Below are 20115 nucleotides of genomic sequence, written 5' to 3'. Positions count from 1 at the left end.
AAAATTATAAAGAAATAGAAATATATAGAGAGACATAATATGACAGCAAAAAAAACTAAACACATAGGCATTGAATGTTGTAGAATTCTAGCTATGTTGATGATTTGCAACTTACATGTTTTGGGTATGGGAGGAATTTTGGAGAAAGTTGATAGTCAAAAAGATTTTTACTATATTTTTGCCAATTTTTTAGAAGCTTTCTCATATTCAGCTGTAAATATTTATATTTTAATCAGTGGGTATGTCGGTCTTTATTCACAATTTAGTTATAAAAAAATGTTTAGTTTTTGGATACAGATTATTTTCTATACTATTTCAATTACTTTTGTATTTGCTATTTTTTCAAAATCATCTGTTAACTTAAGTGATTGGTTTTCAGCTTTAACTCCAATAAGTCATGGACAGTATTGGTATATGAGTTGCTATTTTGGTTTAGTCTTAATAGCACCATTTTTGAATCAAGCAGTGTTGACATTGAAAAAAGAACAATTGCTTCCAATTGTTAGTGGAGCATTTATATACTTTTCTGTCATACCTACAGTATTTAAACAAGATATTCTGGGCTTGTGGGGTGGATATAGTGTATTATGGATGATTCTTTTGTACACTATAGGAGCAATAATTAGAAAATCAAATTATGAAAGTCGTTTTCAAATACGTAATGTTAGTGGATTCATTTTATTTCTAACTAGTTTAACTTTTATATTGTGCTGGTTTGGTTTTGAACAGTGGAGAAGTTATATTTCTCCTACGGTCACACTGCAAGGAATAGCAATATTTTTACTCTTCTTGAATATTAAAGATATTCCCTTAACTTTTAAGAGACTAGTTCTTTTAATATCTCCACTAACTTTGGGGGGTTATCTGTTTCATGTACATCCTCTTATTTTTAGAAGAATTATACCAACCATCCATACTTTAGTTGAAGAACAAGAATTTCCCATTTTTGTCATTATGATTCTAGTTATGACACTGGCCCTGTTCTTTTCTGGCGCTATGATTGAGTATTTTAGAAATAAATTAATGGCGTATATTCTTACTTTAATAAAGAGTGTTAAAAATCTTAAACAGACTTAAAACTTTATTGTCTTATTAAAATAGGAGCAAGACGCATTAAAATATACACTTCACTGAGAACTTAAGGTTTACTGAACTTATCCGTGATCTAATCGCCGTGACTAAGGCAGTTGCCAAGGAAGAGGACAAGGAAGTCGATATTAATAGCCTTAATAAACAGGAACGTAAAGAACTTGTTAAGAAACTAGAAAAACAAATGCAGGAAGCCGTCGAAGTGCTTGACTTTGAACTAGCAGCTCAGATCCGAGATATGATGCTGGAAGTCAAGGCGTTGGGTTAGATAGGAGAAAATGAATGAAAATTTTAGTCATCAATGGACATCCTGACAAGGGAAGTTTCTGTCAAGAAATTTTTCGAACGATTGTAGAAAATATTGACTCAAATCATCATGAGCTTGAATCTATTAATCTAAATGAGATAGATTTTGATCCCGTATTACGTTATGGTTATCGAAAACGGATGGAAGAGGACTCTTTCATACTTCGCTCTCAGGAATTAATCCAGTGGGCAGATCATTTCATTTTTGTTTATCCAATTTGGTGGAGTAGTATGCCTAGTTTATTGAAGGGTTGGATCGATCGTGTTTTCACGCCAGGAATTGCTTACTCTGCCAATAATAAAGGAAGTTTTATTTGGAACTACTTAAGAGGTCAGCAGTTTAAAAAGTTACTAAAAGGAAAAACAGCCAGTATTTACGCAACATCAATGGCACCAACATGGTGGTACAAAGTATTTTCAGGTCCTATCAATATCCCAGACAGTTATGGAATATCAGTATTAAAGAATGCTGTCCTAAATCACTGCGGTATTAAAACAAAGAAAGTTTCAATTTTGGGTGAGTTAGGGCGTGAGGTGAATACAAATTCTATAAGACAAAAATATCTGCAAAAAGTTGCTGAGGAAGTCAAGGCGTTGGATTAGGAAAAAGTATGGTTTATTTAAGAAAACTAATTGAAGAAGATTTGGTGTCTTTGTGGGAAATTGCTTATTCACAATCTAATCCAATTTGGAAACAGTATGATGCTCCCTATTATGACGATTATCAGCATTTTCCTAATTTTCAAGAATTTAAACTACAAAAATCAGAATCTACTCTAAACAACTCAAATCGCCTTGGTATTTTTGTTGATGATAAATTAGTTGGGACTGTTTCGCGCTACTGGGTATGTAAACAAACAAGATGGATGGAATTGGGGATTTGTATTTATGATAACAAATTTTGGAACTCTGGCATTGGAAAAGCTGCTATGCTACAATGGATAGATCGGACATTTAAGGATTACTTGGTGTTGGAGCATCTTGGTTTGACAACTTGGTCAGGAAATCTTGGTATGGTAAAACTTGCTGAAAAATTAAGAATGAAAAAAGAAGCTCATATTCCAAAAGTTCGTTATTACCAAGGCAAATATTTTGATAGTATTAAATATGGTATTCTGAGAGAAGAATGGAGAAAAATAAATGAACCTAACTATCAAACAAATGGTAACTCCTGAAGAGATAGAAAGCAAGTCTCTCGTTCATTGGCAAACGTGGAGAGAGGCTTATGATGACCTTTTACCTGCAGAATTTCAGGAGACGATGACATTAGAAAGATGTCGATTTTTTAGTCAAAAATATCCAGAAAATACATTGATCGCGATGGATGGCATGAAGGTAGTTGGTTTTATCAGTTATGGAAACTTTCGTGATGAGACTATCCAAGCTGGTGAGATCATTGCCTTATATGTTTTAAAAGACTATTATGGAGAAGGTATTGCTCAGAAGTTAATGAAGGAAGCTCTGACGACTCTTGAACAGTTCTCTGAAATATTTTTATGGGTATTAAAAGAGAATAAGCGAGCCATTGATTTCTATCAAAAAATGGGTTTTACTTTTGATGGGCAAGAAAAAATACTTGACCTTGGAAAACCTATCACTGAAATTAGAATGGTACGTAAGAAATCCTCAAAATCTGAGAGTTAAATACTGGTAGAATTGCGATTTTGTTTTCAGATTACGCAATGAACAAACAATCATGTTTTAGATTATATTATAAATAGAGGGAAGTTATTATGAATTTGAAAGAGACGAAGTATAAGAAGTCATCAGGCTTAGATTCTGTTCGTTTTTGGTTACAAGGGCATCGATTTGTCAAATTTATGCTTGATATGTTCTTTTATATCATATTGTTCCTAGTTATAGAATTTACAACATCACAAAACAAAAGCCTTCCAGCTGATTTTCGGTACAGAGAACTCCTATTTCCCTTGCAATTGAATCTTTTTATCTTGGGTAATAGGTTCTATGCTCTCTTTTTGTCAGTGAAAACTGAAAAAGAAAGGACCCTTAAAAGATTTTGTGAACCCTTTATTTATATCAATATCCTTAGCTTCATTTTTCAACTGATTGGCGTGAGAAAAAGAGGAAGAGTTGTTCTATCACCTTTGTTTTCACTGGAGTCATCCTATATCTGGTTTCCTATTGTCGTCTACCTTCTAGTCTTGATGTTAACTTTGGCAATCTTCTTTCTCTCTAAAGGTTCAAAAAAAGGAGTAGATGAAAATGAAGATGAGTAGACAAATGAAGTACAAGACAAAAGAAAAGCCTTCTTGGACTAAAAGGATTTTTCTTTGGATGGAAAGGCACAGAAGGATTGGTCAACTTTTGGATACGAGTGTATTATTTGGATCTATGTTTGTATCATTTCTTGCCGCCTCTTACATTAGTTACCTATTACCGAACATAAACTATCTTTCCCCCTTAAGCTTCAATCTTATCCTTCTGATCTTATCAACCTATTTCCTTGTCTTTCGTTTTAGTAGTGATAAACTTCAGAAATGGCGTTACTTTTCATGGGGATTTATTGGGTTCAATGGTCTTCTTTTTCCCTTTCATCTCTTGGTAGGTCTGAATTGGCTAGGACGTCGTAAGTCAACGAATTTCCCTCCTATAATTTCTATGGATCCAGCATATGTCTGGGTTCCTATTGTAAGTTATCTCTTTTTCTTTTTCTTGGGGCTGGGCATTCTGCTTTTGATTATACAGAAAGAAAAGAGAAGAAGGAGGCGAAAATGGAACGAAAGATTAAGAAACCAAAGAAGATCAAACAAAAGAACAGAAAAATGAGAAAAATCCATAAAAAGGATTCTTTGATAGCTCACGTCCAATTGTGGATGGGAAGGCATCCAAAGCTTGCTTCTTTTATGGATGGTGGCATAATATTATTTTCTATTTTTGGTATCATGTATGTGTTGTTCGGGACGTCACTTATCCCAAAACCATATCAGGAAATGTCCTATGTCTTGCCAATTATTATGAATTTTGTCTTTTTGGTGCACACACTCTATCAAGGTATTTTTAGAGATGGTTTTAGCAATAAGGATTCAGTACAAGAATTTTTAGAACCTTTTCTATACATAAATGGACCTATTTTTCTTCTCCACTTAATTGTTGGGGTGAAAGGGAGAAATGTTAAAAAAATTCCTTCCCTATTATCTGTTGATTATCGCTACATCTGGCTTCCAATTGCTACTTATCTAATCTTTTTCTTTATTCCAGCGATAGTGATAGTGATTTTGAAATATAATGGCAAAAAGAGGAAAAATCATGACAAAAGAAAATCTAGTTAAGTTATTTTCATTTAAAAACCTCTATCTGGTCTTGCTGACTTTTATGGTTCTTCATTTGGTGTTGTTAGTTTTTGGTCTATCCTTTACTCCAATTTTGTGGAATAGTTGGTTTTTCATTCTTTGTTTGACCTGCTTAATCCATCCCTGGAGAATCTTTTATAGAATAAGAGATTTTCAATGGTACCACCTTATTTTTCAAATATTTAGTGGATTGGTGGCACTTTATCTTTGGTTTGCAGCATTTTTTGCTTTGTCAATTATGTCGGATCCAGCCATTCCCATCAATATAGACTATCACATACAAGATAAAGAAATCACCATTGTTAGAGGTTTTTTGGCCCGTACTACTTATGAACATCACGAGTTGATTAATCCATTCATCATGAAATCTGATATCAAGTTCGAAAAAAGCATATAACAACTTAGAAAGCGAGCAAATCTATGTCCCGTGCCCAAGCAACTATTTTAACCAATATCTGTCTGATTGAAGACATTGAAACCAAGCAAGTAGTCATGCAATATCGCTCTCCTGAAAACAATCTCTGGTCTGGCTATGCCTTTCCAGGAGGACATGTTGAGAATGGCGAGGCCTTTGCCGAGTCTGTCATTCGTGAAATATACGAAGAAACTGGCCTGACCATTCAAAATCCTCAACTAGTCGGCATTAAAAATTGGCCCTTAGATACAGGTGGGCGCTACATCGTTTTTTGTTATAAGGCGACAAAGTTTACTGGGAATCTCCAATCTTCAGATGAAGGAGAAGTATCTTGGGTACCAAAAGACCAGATTCCAAATTTGGATCTGGCCTATGATATGTTGCCTCTGATGGAAATGATGGAAGCACCTGACAAGTCTGAGTTCTTCTATCGCCACCGCACAGAGGACGGCTGGGAAAAAGAAATTTTCTAGTTGTATGATTACTGGAACGGTGTTAACCTTTAATGATTGGTACTTAAATATAGGATAAGTATGTCGGTGTATGTCAACTGAATACTTCAAAATTTCCTATTCTTCTTTTCTATCTTTATCTTTAACAATCTCCACCTTCAATTTTGAAATCGGAGATATTTTATTTTATGGTATAATCTTAAGATATGAAAGGAAGTAAAAGAAAATGGCTGATAGGGTAATTGAACAATATGCAAAACAAGATAATCTTGATATTAGAGTAAAACTACATAAGAAATATTCAAAAAATAAATTAGGGTTTAATAATTGGATATTTTTCAACTACCAAATCACTGATGAAGTAAAGGTCCTAGAATTGGGATGTGGTACAGGAGAACTATGGAAAAGTAATAGTGATTCTATTGATAGAATGAAGCAGTTGGTTGTTACAGATTTTTCTAAAGATATGGTAAAAACAACGAAGTCAGTGATTGGAAATAGGAACAATGTCAACTATACAATAATGGATATTCAAAAGATTTCTTTTGAGAATGAAACGTTTGATATTGTTATTGCTAATATGCTTTTACATCATGTAAATGATATTCCTAAAGCTCTCTCCGAGGTGAATAGAATCTTAAAAACAGGAGGTATTTTTTACTGTGCCACATTTGGTGAAAATGGAGTTGTAGATTATTTAGCAAGTTTATTTAAAGATGAGATCAATCAAGATTTGGAAAATAAAACGTTTACTTTACAAAATGGCAAAAGCCAACTGAGTATGTATTTTGGCTCTGTCGAAACATTACTCTATGATGATGAGTTACAGGTAACTAGTATAGATGACCTAGTTAAATACATCCAATCCTTTAAAGGAATTTCAGAAATTGGTTCGCTAGAAGAAAAAGTCATTCGTAAAAGATTAGAAATGAATTTTCATAAGGGTATGTTAATCATTCCTAAAGAATATGGTATGTTTATTGCTCGAAAAGAAAATTAAGGGAACGATATTGTAAAAAATTTGGAGAAAATTTTCAATGTAAAATTAAACGGATAGTGTTTAGAGCATGTTACAGCTAATTCTCCATATATAAACCTCAAATTTTTAGATTTGAAGAAGTATCTTGGGTGCAAAAAGACCAGATTCCAAATTTGGAACTGGCCTATGATATATTGCCTTTGATGGAAATGATGGAAGCACCTGACAAGTCAGAGTTCTTCTATCGCCACCGTACAGAGGACGGCTGGGAGAAAGAAATTTTCTAGTCTTTTACCAAATAACCTAACTGATCCAAGGCCTCCTCGATATAGTGGAGGTCTTGTTGTGTTTCTGCTTCAACAAGGTGGTAATGGATGCCGTCTGTCAATTCAGAAAGGGGTCTAAAGTCTGAATTCTCGACTTGTTCCAGAAAGTGCTGGACATCTCGGCGGCAAGTGAGTTTGAGTAGGGTTTCAATTTCGCCATAAACGGGATGATCGATTAAGATATTTTGAACACGACCGCCATTATCTACAATGGCTAGTAGTTCCTGACCGATTTCTTCCAGTTCATGTTTCACTTTAAAGAGTTTGTGGACGTAGGGGCTGGCATCATTTTCTTTGTAGATATAGCCACGATTGGTGGATAGGATAGGAGCTCCATCTGCTCGGAGAATAGCGATGTCCTGTACAATGACCTGACGAGTAACATGGAAGTGCTCAGCCAAGGTTTGACCATTGAGAGCTTTTGGCGCCTCTTTTAACAGTTTGAGAAGAGCTTGTTTGCGATCCTTTGTCATAGTTTTTCCTTTTAGCGACGTTTTCGAAGTACTTTATAGACAGCTAGTGCTAATGTATAGTCTACCATACTATGGACGATTGTGCCAAAACCAACTAGGACAAAGAGAACATAAAACATATTTTCAACATTTGTCCCTGAAGTAGCATAGAAGATAATACAAGCTATTACTTCAGCGATAGCATGAACAACACCCAAAACAAAGTTAAAAATCCAAGATGTCTTTGGTTTATCCAAGGTTTCAGGGAATTTCTTTAAGTACAAAGCCCCCAAAGTACCAAAAACGATGTGAGAAAAGGCGCGTAGGACAATAACCATAGGGTAGCCTGCCATCAGGAAACCGAGACTAGAAGCAATAATCACAAAAGCAGCCATCAAAGGCGAAAGAAACATGGCGATAAAGATGGGGATATGACTCCCCAAGGTGTAAGAAGCCGGTGGGATAACGATTTTAAAAGGCATAATGATTGGAATCAAAATCGCTATTGCAGTGAGTAGGGCAGTCATAGTCATAAACTGCGTTTTTTTCCGTATATCCATAAGAACCTCCATTTATCTGTATATACACAAGTATAGTACAATAAATCACCAATCAAGTCAAGAAGTATTATTGATTTTTCAGGAAAATTTGGTTAAAATGTGGTAAAGAATAATAGGAAACGAGGAGAAAATGTGATGATACTTTTTGTTTACCTAATAGTGGTAATCGTGATGATGTCAAAACAGAAAAGTGAAGGGAAAGTAGTCTCAGGTTGGACTCGCTTCCTAGTTTATAGTTTATTGGTCCTTTCGCTACTCTCTCTATTAGCAAGTAGCCTGGCTGTTTCACTCTTTAGCCTTCCTTTATTAGGTTTTCTTTTGATGGCAGCAATACTCGAAATTGCTTATTTCGTCAGATTGGTGATTGCATTTGGTTTGATTTTTCTATCACTAACCCTATATTTGGATAGCCAGAAAAGTCAGCAACCTACACCTCTTTCGTATCAGCTCCTGCGCTTTGGCTTTCACATTCTATTGATGTTTCTCATGTTTTAAATGCTAAACTCCACCTTCAGAATGAAAGTGGAGTTGATTTTTTATTTCTTCAAGGTTTCGAGACGGGGGACAATTGCTACTGTTAGAACGGCAGAAATGACAAGCTCGGCAATTGAGTTTGTAGAAATAACGGTTGCAAGGAGTTTTTGAATATTGCCGTCGAAGACATTTCCAAAAAGGAAGAAGATTCCCCCAAGGACAAAGACGGTGTTGGTAAGGGAACCGAGAGCACCAGCAAAGATGAGACCTGTTCTGTTTTTTAATAATTTATAAACCAAGTAAGGTGTCAGACCAATCAAAATGCGAGGAACAATAGCGATAATCGCAGAGTAAATGTTTCCGTTCGGTACGAAAGGTGAGAAGAGGTAGCTGGTTGGAAGGATGGTAATCGTGTTTACCGTTAAGCTCAATAGTCCCATAAGAAAACCAAGTGTAACCCCAACCCGAGGACCATAGATGATACTAGCAATGATTACTGGAATATGAACGATAGTTGGTTTGATTGGGAATGGGAAAAGGTTAAATAGGAGAGAACTCAAAAAGTGGATAACGAGCATAACTGCAAAAAAGATAGCAATCGGTGCAATGTTAGAGTGTTTGTTCATCGAGGGTTTCCTTTATTCTTTCTAAAATAGTATTCAGGTCAGCTAGGGCGCCTTTGCCGTGATCGCCACAGGCTAGTAGAGATTCTTTTGGAGAGATGATCTGATAACCATAGGTCTCTAATATTTTTAGATTAGCCTGAGTTGCCGGATGGTCATACATTTTTGTATTCATGGCTGGTGCGACTAACTTTTTGACGTGGTTTGGCAGGGCAAGCGCTGTGCTTGTCACCATGTTGTCAGCAAATCCGTGTGCTAACTTTGCAATGGTATTAGCAGTAGCTGGGGCTACAATAAAAAGGTCAGTTCTTTTGCCTAGTTCGATATGATTGACTTGATCAGGAGCTGGTTCCTTCATGACATCAAGGTGGACAGGATTTTGAGAGAGGACCTGTAGTGTCAACGGTTGGATAAACTCTCTCGCTGCCTCAGTCATTAAGACAGTGATCTGATGGCCTTGTTTCTTCAAGGAACTGACTAAGTCAGCTGATTTATAGGAGGCAATGGAACCTGTCACTGCGATGAGAATATTTGCCATGGCTTTCCTTTCTATGAATCGTATGCTTGAATTTTTTCAAGAAGGAGGTTTGCGATTTCTTCTTTGGTTTGAACGGTTTGGAGTTGCTCTTTCTCAACAAAGATTGCGCGATGCTGATTTGCTGAAATTTGAGTCAGGTCATTTGCAATGATTAAGTCTGCTTGGTTCTTGATAAGACTCTTTCGTGCGATCTCAATGAGATAATCCTCAGAGACATCAACCAGCAATTTAAACCCAATCAGATGAATGGCAGGATTCCATTCTTTGACCAGAGAGATGATTTTGGGTGTTTTTTTCAGGAATAAGACCTGAACCTCATCAGTTGAAGAAATCTTAGTCTGATGATTCTGCTTGCTTAAAAATTCTTCCAAATTAGGGCTAGCCTGAACTTCCTCAAGCCCTGTCATATAAACAGGAGTGTAATCAGATACGGCCATTGAGTGGATTAAGACCTGATATTCCTTAACAAGTTCTTGCATCACAACTAGAAGGTCGTTGGTATTGTCAATTTCTCGAATGCTTAAGTTGGGATGAGCTTCTGGCTTCAAAGCTCGTTTTGTCGTTATCAAACAAACTTCATGCCCCGCAGCAAGCAAGGTTTCTGTGATGATTTTCCCCAAACGACCTGTAGAATGGTTAGTAATAGAGCGGACACTATCAATAGCTTCACTGGTACCGCCCGATGTGACTAAAATTTTCATAGGACTATTGTACACAAAAATAAACAGTAAGTAAAATGAAAGCGATAAAATTTTGCTAAAACAAAGCTACACTATAGTTTATAACTATAAAGCCATATAAAATTTTTAAAAGAGCCCTAAAAATCTTGAAAATCAGGATATTTACGAACGTTTAGAGAGTTTATGGATGTTAAAAATCTTGTTTTGTGTTATAATGAATTATCACATTAGAGGTTAGAGGAGTTTTGAATGAAAACAGATATTGAAATCGCACAGAGTATTGAATTGAAACCAATCGTTGATGTTGTTGAGAAATTGGGCATTTCTTACGATGATTTGGAATTATATGGAAAGTATAAGGCTAAACTCAGCTTTGATAAAATTCGTGCAGTTGAGAGCAATCCAGTTGGGAAATTGATCTTGGTTACTGCCATCAACCCAACACCTGCAGGTGAAGGGAAATCAACCATTACCATTGGTCTGGCGGATGCCTTGAATAAGATTGGTAAGAAAACCATGATTGCCATCCGCGAACCATCTCTTGGTCCAGTCATGGGGATTAAGGGCGGTGCAGCCGGTGGTGGTTATGCCCAAGTGTTGCCAATGGAAGACATCAACCTTCACTTTACGGGGGATATGCATGCCATTACAACTGCTAATAATGCCCTTTCTGCCTTGATTGACAACCACTTACACCAAGGAAATGAGCTGGGAATCGATCAACGTCGTATTCTTTGGAAACGTGTTGTGGACTTGAATGACCGTGCCCTTCGTCATGTGACCGTTGGACTTGGTGGTCCTCTAAACGGTATTCCTCGTGAGGATGGTTTTGATATTACAGTTGCTTCAGAAATCATGGCCATTCTTTGCTTGGCTACGGATATTGAAGACTTGAAACGTCGTTTGGCGAATATCGTTATCGGCTATCGTTACGATCGTACGCCAGTTTCTGTTGGTGATTTGCAGGTTGAGGGGGCTTTAGCATTGATTCTGAAAGATGCTATCAAACCGAACTTGGTTCAGACAATTTACGGTACACCTGCCTTTGTACATGGTGGTCCATTTGCCAATATCGCTCATGGATGTAACTCTGTTTTGGCAACGACTACAGCCCTTCACTTAGCGGACTACACAGTTACTGAAGCTGGTTTTGGTGCGGACCTTGGCGCTGAGAAATTCCTTGACATCAAGACGCCTAACTTGCCAACTTCTCCAGATGCAGTAGTCATCGTCGCAACCCTTCGTGCCCTTAAGATGAATGGTGGTGTGGCTAAAGACGCTCTTACAGAGGAAAATGTAGAAGCAGTTCGTGCAGGTTTTGCTAACTTGAAACGCCACGTTGAGAATATCCGTAAGTTTGGTATTCCAGCAGTTGTAGCTATCAATGAATTTGTCTCTGATACAGAAGCTGAAATTGCAGCCTTGAAAGAACTTTGTGCTTCTATTGATGTACCAGTTGAACTAGCAAGTGTCTGGGCTGATGGGGCAAAAGGTGGTGTAAAACTTGCCGAAACGCTTGTCAATACAATCTCAGAAAATCCAGCTAACTACACACGTCTTTATGACAATGACCTTTCTGTCCAAGAAAAGATTGAAAAAATTGTCACTGAAATCTACCGTGGTAGCAAAGTGAACTTTGAGAAGAAAGCCCAAACGCAAATCGCTCAAATCGTTCAAAACGGATGGGACAAATTGCCAATCTGTATGGCGAAAACTCAGTACAGTTTCTCTGACAACCCAAGTGCACTTGGAGCTCCAGAAAACTTTGAAATTACCATTCGTGAATTGGTACCAAAATTAGGTGCAGGCTTTATTGTTGCCCTGACTGGTGATGTCATGACCATGCCAGGACTTCCAAAACGACCTGCAGCTCTCAATATGGATGTTGAAAGTGATGGAACCGTTTTAGGCTTGTTCTAGTAAATTGCAATTGATTTAAATGAGTTTGGAAATAATATCCAAGCTCATTTTTTTATCTAGATATGAGGAGTTGTCTTCAGCTGATGATAGAGTTACTTTCTAGACGCAATCAGTCTAGGTAAAGATATTTTCCCTGATTTTTGATATAATAGAAACATTGACTTCAAGAGTAAGGAAGAGAAAATGAACGCATTATTGAATGGAATGAATGACCGTCAAGCTGAGGCGGTGCAAACGACAGAAGGGCCCTTGTTGATTATGGCGGGGGCTGGTTCTGGAAAGACTCGTGTTTTAACTCACAGAATCGCCTACTTGATTGATGAAAAAATGGTCAATCCTTGGAATATTTTGGCCATTACCTTTACCAACAAGGCTGCGCGCGAGATGAAGGAGCGTGCTTATAGCCTTAATCCAGCAACCCAGGACTGTCTAATTGCGACCTTTCACTCCATGTGTGTTCGTATTCTACGTCGTGATGCGGATCATATTGGCTACAATCGTAATTTCACTATTGTAGATCCAGGAGAACAGCGAACACTTATGAAGCGCATTCTCAAGCAATTAAACTTAGATCCGAAAAAATGGAATGAACGGACTATTTTGGGAACCATTTCCAATGCTAAGAATGACCTAATTGATGATGTGGCTTATGCTGCTCAAGCTGGTGATATGTATACGCAAATCGTGGCTCAGTGTTATACAGCTTATCAAAAGGAGCTTCGTCAGTCTGAGTCCGTTGACTTTGATGATTTGATTATGCTGACCCTGCGTCTCTTTGATCAAAATCCTGATGTCTTGACCTACTATCAGCAGAAGTTCCAGTACATTCATGTTGATGAGTACCAAGATACTAACCATGCCCAGTATCAATTGGTCAAACTCTTGGCTTCACGCTTTAAAAATATCTGTGTAGTTGGAGATGCGGACCAGTCCATCTACGGTTGGCGTGGGGCTGATATGCAAAATATCTTAGATTTTGAGAAAGACTATCCCAAAGCCAAGGTTGTTTTGTTAGAAGAAAACTACCGTTCAACCAAAACCATTCTCCAAGCCGCCGATGACGTCATCAAAAACAATAAAAATCGTCGTCCTAAGAATCTCTGGACCCAGAATGCTGATGGGGAGCAGATAATTTACTATCGTGCTAACGACGAACAAGATGAGGCTGTTTTTGTAGCCAAAACCATCGATGAACTTGGTCGCAGTCAAAACTTCCTTCACAAAGACTTTGCAGTGCTTTACCGTACTAATGCTCAATCTCGTACTATTGAGGAGGCCCTCCTAAAGTCCAATATTCCTTATACTATGGTCGGCGGGACCAAGTTCTACAGCCGTAAGGAAATCCGTGATATTATCGCCTACCTTAATCTTATCGCTAATTTAAGTGACAATATCAGTTTTGAGCGCATTATTAACGAACCAAAACGTGGAATTGGCCCAGGAACGGTTGAGAAAATTCGCGACTTTGCGAATATGCAAGACATGTCTATGCTGGATGCTTCAGCCAATATCATGTTGTCTGGCATCAAAGGAAAAGCAGCCCAGTCAATTTGGGACTTTGCCAATATGATCTTGGATTTGCGAGAAAAACTGGATCAATTAACTATCACCGAGCTGGTTGAGGTTGTTCTAGAAAAAACAGGTTATATCGATATTCTTAATGCTCAGGCAACCTTGGAAAGTAAGGCGCGGGTTGAAAATATCGAAGAGTTCCTATCTGTTACCAAGAATTTTGATGACAATTCTGATAGTCAAGAAGAGGAAACAGGTTTAGATAAATTCAGTCGTTTCTTGAATGACTTGGCTTTGATTGCAGACACAGATTCAGGCAGTCAGGAGACATCAGAAGTGACCTTGATGACCTTGCACGCTGCTAAGGGACTCGAGTTCCCAGTTGTCTTTATCATCGGGATGGAGGAGAATGTCTTTCCACTTAGCCGTGCAGCTGAAGATCCAGATGAGCTAGAAGAGGAACGCCGTTTGGCCTATGTCGGTATCACACGAGCAGAAAAGATCCTCTATCTGACCAATGCCAACTCACGCTTGCTTTTCGGTCGTACAAATTATAACCGTCCAACTCGTTTTATCAATGAAATTAGTTCGGACTTGCTTGAGTATCAAGGTTTGGCCCGTCCAGCGAATACTAGCTTTAAAGCCTCTTATAGCAGTGGTGGAGTGGCCTTTGGTCAAGGTATGAGCTTAGCTCAGGCCCTTCAAGAACGGAAACGCAATGCTGCACCAAGCTCTATCCAGTCAAGTGGTCTTCCGTTTGGACAGTTTGCAACTGCTGCAAAATCAGCGTCTAGTGATACAAGCTGGTCTATTGGTGATATTGCTCTCCACAAGAAGTGGGGAGAGGGAACTGTTCTGGAAGTCTCTGGTAGCGGTGATACTCAGGAATTGAAAATCAATTTCCCAGAAGTCGGTCTGAAAAAACTCTTAGCCAGCGTTGCTCCAATTGAGAAAAAAATCTAATTTTTCATCCTTCTCACGAATAATAAAGTGAGGAGGATTTTTATGTACAGTATTTCATTCCAAGAAGATTCACTCTTGCCTAGAGAAAGACTAGTTAAAGAAGGAGTAGAGGCGCTGAGCAATCAAGAATTACTAGCTATTCTGCTCAGAACGGGAACGCGTCAGGCCAATGTTTTTGAAATCGCTCAGAAAGTCTTGAATAGTTTGACCAGTCTAACTGATCTGAAAAAAATGACCCTGCAGGAATTGCAGAGTTTGTCTGGTATTGGACGGATTAAGGCCATTGAATTACAAGCGGTGATTGAACTGGGACATCGCATTCACAAACATGAAACCCTTGAGATGGAAAGTATTCTCAGTAGTCAAAAGCTAGCCAAGAAAATGCAACAGGAACTTGGCGACAAAAAACAAGAGCACCTAGTGGCGCTCTATCTCAATACTCAAAATCAAATCATTCATCAACAGACCATTTTTATCGGATCTGCGACACGCAGCATCGCTGAACCAAGGGAAATCCTTCACTATGCTTTGAAGCATATGGCAACCTCTGTGATTCTCGTTCACAATCATCCATCTGGTGCTGTATCTCCTAGTCGAAATGACGACCATGTCACTAAGCTAGTCAAGGAAGCCTGCGAACTGATGGGAATTGTGTTTCTGGATCATTTAATTGTCTCTCACTCGGATTACTTTAGTTACCGTGAAAAAACGGATTTGATTTAGAGTTCGTTAACAACATAGTCAAATAGAGTTTTATCTTTGGGGCGATTTTCAAAGAGAAATTCAGGATGCCATTGGACACCAAGATAAGGAAAGTCGTCCGTAGTTGTCACAGCCTCAATGATTCCATCTTTAGGATCATGTGCTACAACCTTAAGATTTGAAGCTAGATCTTTAATACTCTGGTGGTGGAAGGAGTTGATATGAGAGATTTCTCCATAGATTTCTCGGAGAATGGTATCAGGTTCCGTTACGAGACGTTGTGTCGTGTATTCGGCTGAACAGTCCTGCCAATGATCCTCGATATCTTGGTGAAGCGTGCCTCCCATGGCGACATTGAAAAGTTGAGTACCCCGACAAACAGAGAAAATTGGCTTCTTCTGCTTAATCGCTTCTTTGATAAGTGCTAGTTCAAAAATATCTCTTTGAAGGTGGTAGTCATCACTATCAATAGCCTTTGGTTCACCATAGTATTTTGGATCAACATTTTGCCCACCCGTTAGGATGAGCTTATCAATGATACTGATGTAATAGGCAGCCATTTCTTGATCACCAATCGGTAGGATGATTGGAATTCCGCCAGCGTCCTTGACTCCTTCAACAAAGCCTTTTGCTGCATAGCTCATCATGATGTCATCATCTGGATGAGCTTTTTCATTTCCTGTAATCCCAATAACTGGTTTTTTCATAAATGTTTTCGCTTTCTAATCCTCTTTACGCATAAAATAGAGGAGGGTTTGGAGTTCGCTTGTCAAATCGACATACTGAACGACCACATCTTTTGGGAGGTGAAGGTGAACAGGGGAAAAACTGAGAATACCTTTTATACCTGCATCAACCAAAAGATTGGCAACTTCTTGTGATTTAACACTTGGAACAGTTAGGATAGCAGTTTTAACATCTGCTTCTTTGATTTTTTCTTTGATCTGTGAGATACCATAGATTGGAATTCCATCAGGTGTCTGGCTTCCAACTTCTGGATGGTCATCTAGATCAAAGGCCATGATAATTTTCATCTTGTTACGCTCGTGGAAGCGGTAGTGGAGAAGGGCATGGCCCATATTTCCAATCCCAACCAGCATAACATTTGTAATGGAGTTATCATTTAGGAGATCAGCAAAAAAATTCATCAATTTTTTGACATCGTAACCAAAACCACGACGACCTAGTTCACCAAAATAGGAAAAATCCCGACGAACGGTCGCAGAATCGATTCCGATAGCCTCTGCAATTTGCTTGGAGTTGGCACGTTCGATTTTTTCTGCATGAAATCTCTTGAAAATTCGATAGTAAAGAGAGAGCCTTTTTGCTGTTGCTTTTGGAATAGCAGACTGTTTATCTTTCACAAAATCACAACCTTTCTATTCTTCTATTTTATAGAAACATTGTGAAAAAATCAACAAAAACAAGAAAAAACTAAGAAATTTCTTAGTTTTTATCTGAAAAATGAGCTTGTGATAGAAAACGGTAGAGATCGCCAACCAATCCTTGATAAATCACCTTATCATTCAGCGTTAAGGAGCTGATTAGGAGAGTATCAGGTAGGGTCACACAGCCAGATAGAGATAACATGAGCTCTTCGTAATCCTTATATTCAAGTATACGTTCTACGTGATAGTTATCTTGATAGGTAAGTCGATACATAGTCAATTATCTTTCTTCTTTAGTGAAGATACCGCGTTCTACAAGGCTGTCCATGAGGAAGTAGAATTTTTCTTGATGAATGTGGTGGTCTTCTGATTTAAAGATATTCACCAAACGAAGGCCAGACTTGTCAGTAATGTTGAGTTTAGCACCTGTAAGGTCTTTGTTGATGATGATTTTTAGCTTGAAACCTTCACCACTGTTGGGTACTTTCTCAAGCAAACGAGTCAGTTCGTAGTTTCCAACCTTTGTTTCAAAGAAAGTATTATCTTTCAGTGTGAACTTTTTGACAGTTGGGCTAAGTGTGTAGTCGTAGCGGCAGTTTTGTAGTTTAATGGTTTTTTCGAATGCCATTAGATTAATCTCCAATAATATTTTTTAAGGTTTGTGCGAGTTGTTTCAGTTCCTCCTCAGTGTTAAGAGGAGAGAGACTGATACGGACAGATTCTTTCAATCGATGTGAATCTGGTCCATAAAATGCTTCAAGCACATGACTGGTTTGCACAATACCAGCAGCACAAGCTGAACCGGTAGAAATTGAAATTCCTTCAAGATCTAACCGAAGTAAAAGTAAATCATTTTTCTGACCAGGAAAACCGATATTAAAAACATAAGGCAGTTGGTGGTTACTTTCATTGAGGTAGTAGTCGAGACCTGCAATTTCTTCTAAAAAAGTAGATTTGAGTGCACTTAGTTTTTGGTAATGCTTAGCTTGGTCATTTAAATCTTCTTTGAGAGCAGCGACCATGCCTACAATGGCAGCGAGATTTTCTGTTCCAGCCCGTTTCTTTTGTTCTTGGTCCCCACCGTGAAGGTAGGAATCAAAGTCCACGGAAGAAGCATAAAGAAAGCCGACTCCTTTTGGTCCATGGAATTTGTGGGCAGAAGCGCTGAGAAAATCAATTCCTAATTCCTCGGGATGGATAGGGATTTTCCCGATAGCTTGAACAGCATCTACATGATAAGCAATAGGATGATCTTTTAAAATACGTCCAATCTCAGCGATAGGTAAGAGGCTACCTGTTTCATTATTAGCATACATGGTGGAAACGAGAATGGTATCGTCACGTAAGGCTTCTTGAATTTGCTGGGCAGTTATCTCTTGATTTACTGGTTGGATGATGGTCGCTTCAAAACCAAAATGTTGAACCAAATAATCGATAGTCTCAAGCACAGAATGGTGTTCAATAGCTGTCGTAATGATATGTTTTCCATTGTCTTGATGACGGAGACAATAGCCAATAATGGCTGTATTGTTACTTTCTGTACCGCCAGACGTGAAAAAGATATGTTGAGGTTTGGTTCCTAGTAAGTGGGCTAAGTCCTGACGAGCCTCTCGCAAGAGTTTGCCAGCCTGCCGACCATGACTATGAATACTAGAAGGATTACCATGAGTTTCTTGCATGACCTTGGTCATTTCTGCAATAGCTACTGCTGACATAGGAGTCGTAGCAGCATTGTCCAAATAAATCAAAGAATCACCTTATTTCTTTTTGTTGTAAGCAAAGAGCGGGCTGACTGGTTTTCTTTCATGGATGCGGACAATCGCATCTCCGATTAATTCGCTAGCAGTAATGTAACATACATTTTCTGGAGTTCTTTCTTTGGTTGCTACTGAGTCAGTCACAAGGATTTCTTTAATGTTAGTTGCATCTAGAAGTTCAGCAGCACCTTCAACGAATAAACCGTGACTAGAAACTGCATAAATCTCAGTTGCGCCTTCACGTTCAACGATTTTGGCTGCTTCAGAGAAAGTACGACCAGTATTTAGGATATCGTCAATCAAGATAGCCTTCTTGCCTTCAACATCCCCGATGATATAGCCTTCACTGCGTTCTGAGTCGTCTTGAGCATAGTCTATGATAGCGATTGGAGCATCCAAGTATTCAGCTAAGCTACGAGCACGTTTAACACCAGAGTTCTTTGGACTAACAACAACGACATCAGAACCAAGAAGACCTTTGTCACAGTAGTGTTTGGCAAAAAGAGGAATTGTATAAAGATTGTCCACTGGAATGTCGAAGAAACCTTGTACCTGTACAGCATGGAGATCGAGAGTTAGAACACGGTCAACCCCAGCTTTTACTAACATATTTGAAACCAATTTAGCTGTCAGTGGTTCACGGGAAGAAGCGATACGATCTTGACGCGCATAGCCAAAGTAAGGAAGGACGACGTTGATACTATGAGCACTGGCGCGAACACACGCATCAACCATAATTAAGAGTTCCATCAAGTGATTGCTAACAGGGTAGCTTGTTGATTGGATGATATAGACGTCATAACCACGAACACTCTCTTCGATATTGACTTGGATTTCACCATCAGAAAATTGACGTGAAGATAATTTTCCAAGAGGGACACCAACAGTATCAGCAATCTTTTGAGCGATTTCTGGGTTAGAGTTTAGGGTGAAAAGTTTCATGTTGTTTCTATCTGACATTATAGACCGTCCTCTGTAAACTTTGTGAATCATCATTAGGAAAAGTCTCTTTTTCCTAATGATGATTCTATTATTTTTATCTTTTCTATTTTACCAAAAAAAGGAGATTATTTCAGCTTTTTTTCATGCTTTTAATAAAACGAATTAATTTTGATGGAGCTTTCTGATAAGTTATCTGATTTTCATCTAAAAATCTCTGAAAATCGGCTTTGCCTTTTTCATGGTCAGTGACTTCAAGCTCGAGTTCATAGTCCGTCTGGTCAAGGTAGTGACTTTCATCTAAGGCCATTAAGCCAATTTCTGTTTTCGTTTCATAACGAAGGGTGGAAAGGCAGCCTAGAACAAGCCATTCATGGCTTTCAATACCAATCTTAGCAAGCTTCTCTAGAACGAGCCCTTGAGGTAGTTTTTGTTTTTCTAGGTATGATTCAGCTTCTGGAAGAGTTAGTTTCTGGTTGTATTCCATATTTCCTACAGTTTGAGGCACTTTTAAGGTCAATTCCGCCCAATCTGCAAAAGTGCGAATGCGCATGGCAACCTTCTTTTCACGCAATTGGAAACCTGGTGTATCAATGTAGTAGTTTTTCTGAAGGACGGGTTGGATATGGGAAAACTGTTTTTTTAGATGATCATATTCCTCTTTTTTCAGAAGTGTTTTCAATTCTATTTCTAAATGTTTCATTTTTTCAACCTTTTCTATATCTTTGA

The 20115-nt window shown here is 38.3% G+C and carries 25 protein-coding genes and 2 pseudogenes; 15 read left to right on the top strand and 12 right to left on the bottom strand.

Annotated features, from left to right (window positions below):
• The first annotated feature begins 39 nt into the window (after positions 1 to 39).
• The 11 genes and pseudogenes from BWR56_RS05105 to BWR56_RS05050 form a co-directional block, all read left to right on the top strand.
• On the top strand, positions 40 to 1077 hold the full coding sequence (locus BWR56_RS05105; protein ID WP_076984575.1) for an acyltransferase: 1038 nt from the start codon (positions 40 to 42) through the stop codon (positions 1075 to 1077).
• A 79-nt stretch (positions 1078 to 1156) separates the two neighbouring features.
• Positions 1157 to 1357, top strand: a pseudogene (locus BWR56_RS05100) (UvrB/UvrC motif-containing protein); the annotation flags it as partial.
• 14 nt (positions 1358 to 1371) lie between these two features.
• Positions 1372 to 1998: an NAD(P)H-dependent oxidoreductase gene (locus tag BWR56_RS05095; RefSeq protein ID WP_061420910.1), complete on the top strand. Its 627-nt coding sequence runs from the start codon at positions 1372 to 1374 to the stop codon at positions 1996 to 1998.
• A gap of 8 nt (positions 1999 to 2006) precedes the next feature.
• A complete protein-coding gene (locus BWR56_RS05090) occupies positions 2007 to 2570 on the top strand; it encodes a GNAT family N-acetyltransferase (RefSeq protein WP_061420912.1) in 564 nt (187 codons plus the stop codon).
• Positions 2536 to 3039, top strand: coding sequence for a GNAT family N-acetyltransferase (locus BWR56_RS05085; protein ID WP_076984574.1), 504 nt, complete (start codon positions 2536 to 2538; stop codon positions 3037 to 3039). Before BWR56_RS05090 ends, BWR56_RS05085 begins: the two co-directional genes overlap by 35 nt.
• A gap of 89 nt (positions 3040 to 3128) precedes the next feature.
• On the top strand, positions 3129 to 3632 hold the full coding sequence (locus BWR56_RS05080) for a hypothetical protein (RefSeq protein ID WP_061420916.1): 504 nt from the start codon (positions 3129 to 3131) through the stop codon (positions 3630 to 3632).
• A 495-nt stretch (positions 3633 to 4127) separates the two neighbouring features.
• Positions 4128 to 4685 (top strand): hypothetical protein, encoded by a 558-nt coding sequence (locus BWR56_RS05070; protein ID WP_076984572.1) that lies wholly within the window; start codon positions 4128 to 4130, stop codon positions 4683 to 4685.
• Positions 4663 to 5103, top strand: a complete 441-nt coding sequence (locus BWR56_RS05065) for a hypothetical protein (RefSeq protein WP_076984571.1) — start codon at positions 4663 to 4665, stop codon at positions 5101 to 5103. The genes BWR56_RS05070 and BWR56_RS05065 overlap by 23 nt, the downstream gene beginning before the upstream one ends.
• 23 nt (positions 5104 to 5126) lie before the next feature.
• A complete protein-coding gene (locus BWR56_RS05060; RefSeq protein ID WP_076984570.1) occupies positions 5127 to 5594 on the top strand; it encodes an 8-oxo-dGTP diphosphatase in 468 nt (155 codons plus the stop codon).
• Positions 5595 to 5799: 205 nt separating this feature from the next.
• Entirely contained in the window at positions 5800 to 6573 is a 774-nt protein-coding gene (locus BWR56_RS05055; RefSeq protein WP_061420927.1) for a class I SAM-dependent methyltransferase, read from the top strand.
• 116 nt (positions 6574 to 6689) lie between these two features.
• Positions 6690 to 6839, top strand: a pseudogene (locus tag BWR56_RS05050) (8-oxo-dGTP diphosphatase); the annotation flags it as partial.
• On the opposite strand, the gene BWR56_RS05045 reads toward BWR56_RS05050, so the two are convergent.
• The gene (locus BWR56_RS05045) at positions 6836 to 7351 is read right to left on the bottom strand and encodes a transcription repressor NadR (protein ID WP_000159158.1); all 516 of its coding nucleotides are present in this window, start codon (positions 7349 to 7351) and stop codon (positions 6836 to 6838) included. The pseudogene BWR56_RS05050 and the gene BWR56_RS05045 sit on opposite strands and share 4 nt — an antisense overlap.
• An 11-nt stretch (positions 7352 to 7362) precedes the next feature.
• Positions 7363 to 7890: an ECF transporter S component gene (locus BWR56_RS05040; protein ID WP_061407120.1), complete on the bottom strand. Its 528-nt coding sequence runs from the start codon at positions 7888 to 7890 to the stop codon at positions 7363 to 7365.
• Between the two features lie 135 nt (positions 7891 to 8025).
• Between BWR56_RS05040 and BWR56_RS05035 the strand changes: the two genes are divergently transcribed.
• Positions 8026 to 8385 (top strand): hypothetical protein, encoded by a 360-nt coding sequence (locus tag BWR56_RS05035; protein ID WP_076984569.1) that lies wholly within the window; start codon positions 8026 to 8028, stop codon positions 8383 to 8385.
• A gap of 41 nt (positions 8386 to 8426) precedes the next feature.
• Here the strand turns inward: BWR56_RS05035 and BWR56_RS05030 are convergent, their stop codons facing one another.
• The 3 genes from BWR56_RS05030 to coaB are packed head-to-tail and all read right to left on the bottom strand — an operon-like array spanning position 8427 to position 10226.
• Entirely contained in the window at positions 8427 to 8990 is a 564-nt protein-coding gene (locus tag BWR56_RS05030) for an ECF transporter S component (RefSeq protein WP_076984568.1), read from the bottom strand.
• Positions 8974 to 9525 (bottom strand): phosphopantothenoylcysteine decarboxylase, encoded by a 552-nt coding sequence (gene coaC / locus BWR56_RS05025; protein ID WP_049505859.1) that lies wholly within the window; start codon positions 9523 to 9525, stop codon positions 8974 to 8976. Before coaC ends, BWR56_RS05030 begins: the two co-directional genes overlap by 17 nt.
• A gap of 11 nt (positions 9526 to 9536) precedes the next feature.
• Complete coding sequence (gene coaB, locus BWR56_RS05020; RefSeq protein WP_076984567.1) at positions 9537 to 10226, bottom strand: phosphopantothenate--cysteine ligase; 690 nt, start codon at positions 10224 to 10226, stop codon at positions 9537 to 9539.
• A 228-nt stretch (positions 10227 to 10454) separates the two neighbouring features.
• On the opposite strand from coaB, the gene BWR56_RS05015 reads away from it, so the two are divergent.
• The 3 genes from BWR56_RS05015 to radC all read left to right on the top strand — a co-directional run bounded on the left by BWR56_RS05015 (position 10455) and on the right by radC (position 15323).
• A complete protein-coding gene (locus tag BWR56_RS05015) occupies positions 10455 to 12125 on the top strand; it encodes a formate--tetrahydrofolate ligase (RefSeq protein WP_076984566.1) in 1671 nt (556 codons plus the stop codon).
• 183 nt (positions 12126 to 12308) lie between these two features.
• Positions 12309 to 14600, top strand: a complete 2292-nt coding sequence (gene pcrA / locus BWR56_RS05010; protein ID WP_076984565.1) for a DNA helicase PcrA — start codon at positions 12309 to 12311, stop codon at positions 14598 to 14600.
• 42 nt (positions 14601 to 14642) lie between these two features.
• Positions 14643 to 15323, top strand: coding sequence for a RadC family protein (gene radC, locus BWR56_RS05005; protein ID WP_000286942.1), 681 nt, complete (start codon positions 14643 to 14645; stop codon positions 15321 to 15323).
• On the opposite strand, the gene BWR56_RS05000 is transcribed toward radC, so the two are convergent.
• The 7 genes from BWR56_RS05000 to BWR56_RS04970 form a co-directional block, all read right to left on the bottom strand.
• Entirely contained in the window at positions 15320 to 16009 is a 690-nt protein-coding gene (locus BWR56_RS05000; RefSeq protein WP_076984564.1) for a gamma-glutamyl-gamma-aminobutyrate hydrolase family protein, read from the bottom strand. The two genes, radC and BWR56_RS05000, sit on opposite strands and share 4 nt — an antisense overlap.
• A gap of 15 nt (positions 16010 to 16024) precedes the next feature.
• Positions 16025 to 16666, bottom strand: a complete 642-nt coding sequence (locus tag BWR56_RS04995) for a redox-sensing transcriptional repressor Rex (protein WP_000653409.1) — start codon at positions 16664 to 16666, stop codon at positions 16025 to 16027.
• A gap of 82 nt (positions 16667 to 16748) precedes the next feature.
• Positions 16749 to 16964, bottom strand: a complete 216-nt coding sequence (locus BWR56_RS04990; protein ID WP_000286091.1) for a DUF4649 family protein — start codon at positions 16962 to 16964, stop codon at positions 16749 to 16751.
• A 6-nt stretch (positions 16965 to 16970) separates the two neighbouring features.
• Positions 16971 to 17318: a DUF1831 domain-containing protein gene (locus BWR56_RS04985; RefSeq protein ID WP_000863526.1), complete on the bottom strand. Its 348-nt coding sequence runs from the start codon at positions 17316 to 17318 to the stop codon at positions 16971 to 16973.
• Positions 17319 to 17322: 4 nt separating this feature from the next.
• Positions 17323 to 18438 (bottom strand): cysteine desulfurase family protein, encoded by a 1116-nt coding sequence (locus BWR56_RS04980; protein WP_049505852.1) that lies wholly within the window; start codon positions 18436 to 18438, stop codon positions 17323 to 17325.
• A 9-nt stretch (positions 18439 to 18447) separates the two neighbouring features.
• Positions 18448 to 19407 (bottom strand): ribose-phosphate diphosphokinase, encoded by a 960-nt coding sequence (locus BWR56_RS04975; RefSeq protein ID WP_049505851.1) that lies wholly within the window; start codon positions 19405 to 19407, stop codon positions 18448 to 18450.
• 112 nt (positions 19408 to 19519) lie between these two features.
• The gene (locus BWR56_RS04970; RefSeq protein ID WP_049505850.1) at positions 19520 to 20089 is read right to left on the bottom strand and encodes a CYTH domain-containing protein; all 570 of its coding nucleotides are present in this window, start codon (positions 20087 to 20089) and stop codon (positions 19520 to 19522) included.
• Positions 20090 to 20115 lie beyond the last annotated feature (26 nt).

The organism is Streptococcus oralis (assembly GCF_001983955.1).
GTDB classification, from domain to species: Bacteria; Bacillota; Bacilli; order Lactobacillales; family Streptococcaceae; genus Streptococcus; species Streptococcus jiangnanensis.
This window is presented reverse-complemented; position numbering and strand designations above follow the sequence as displayed.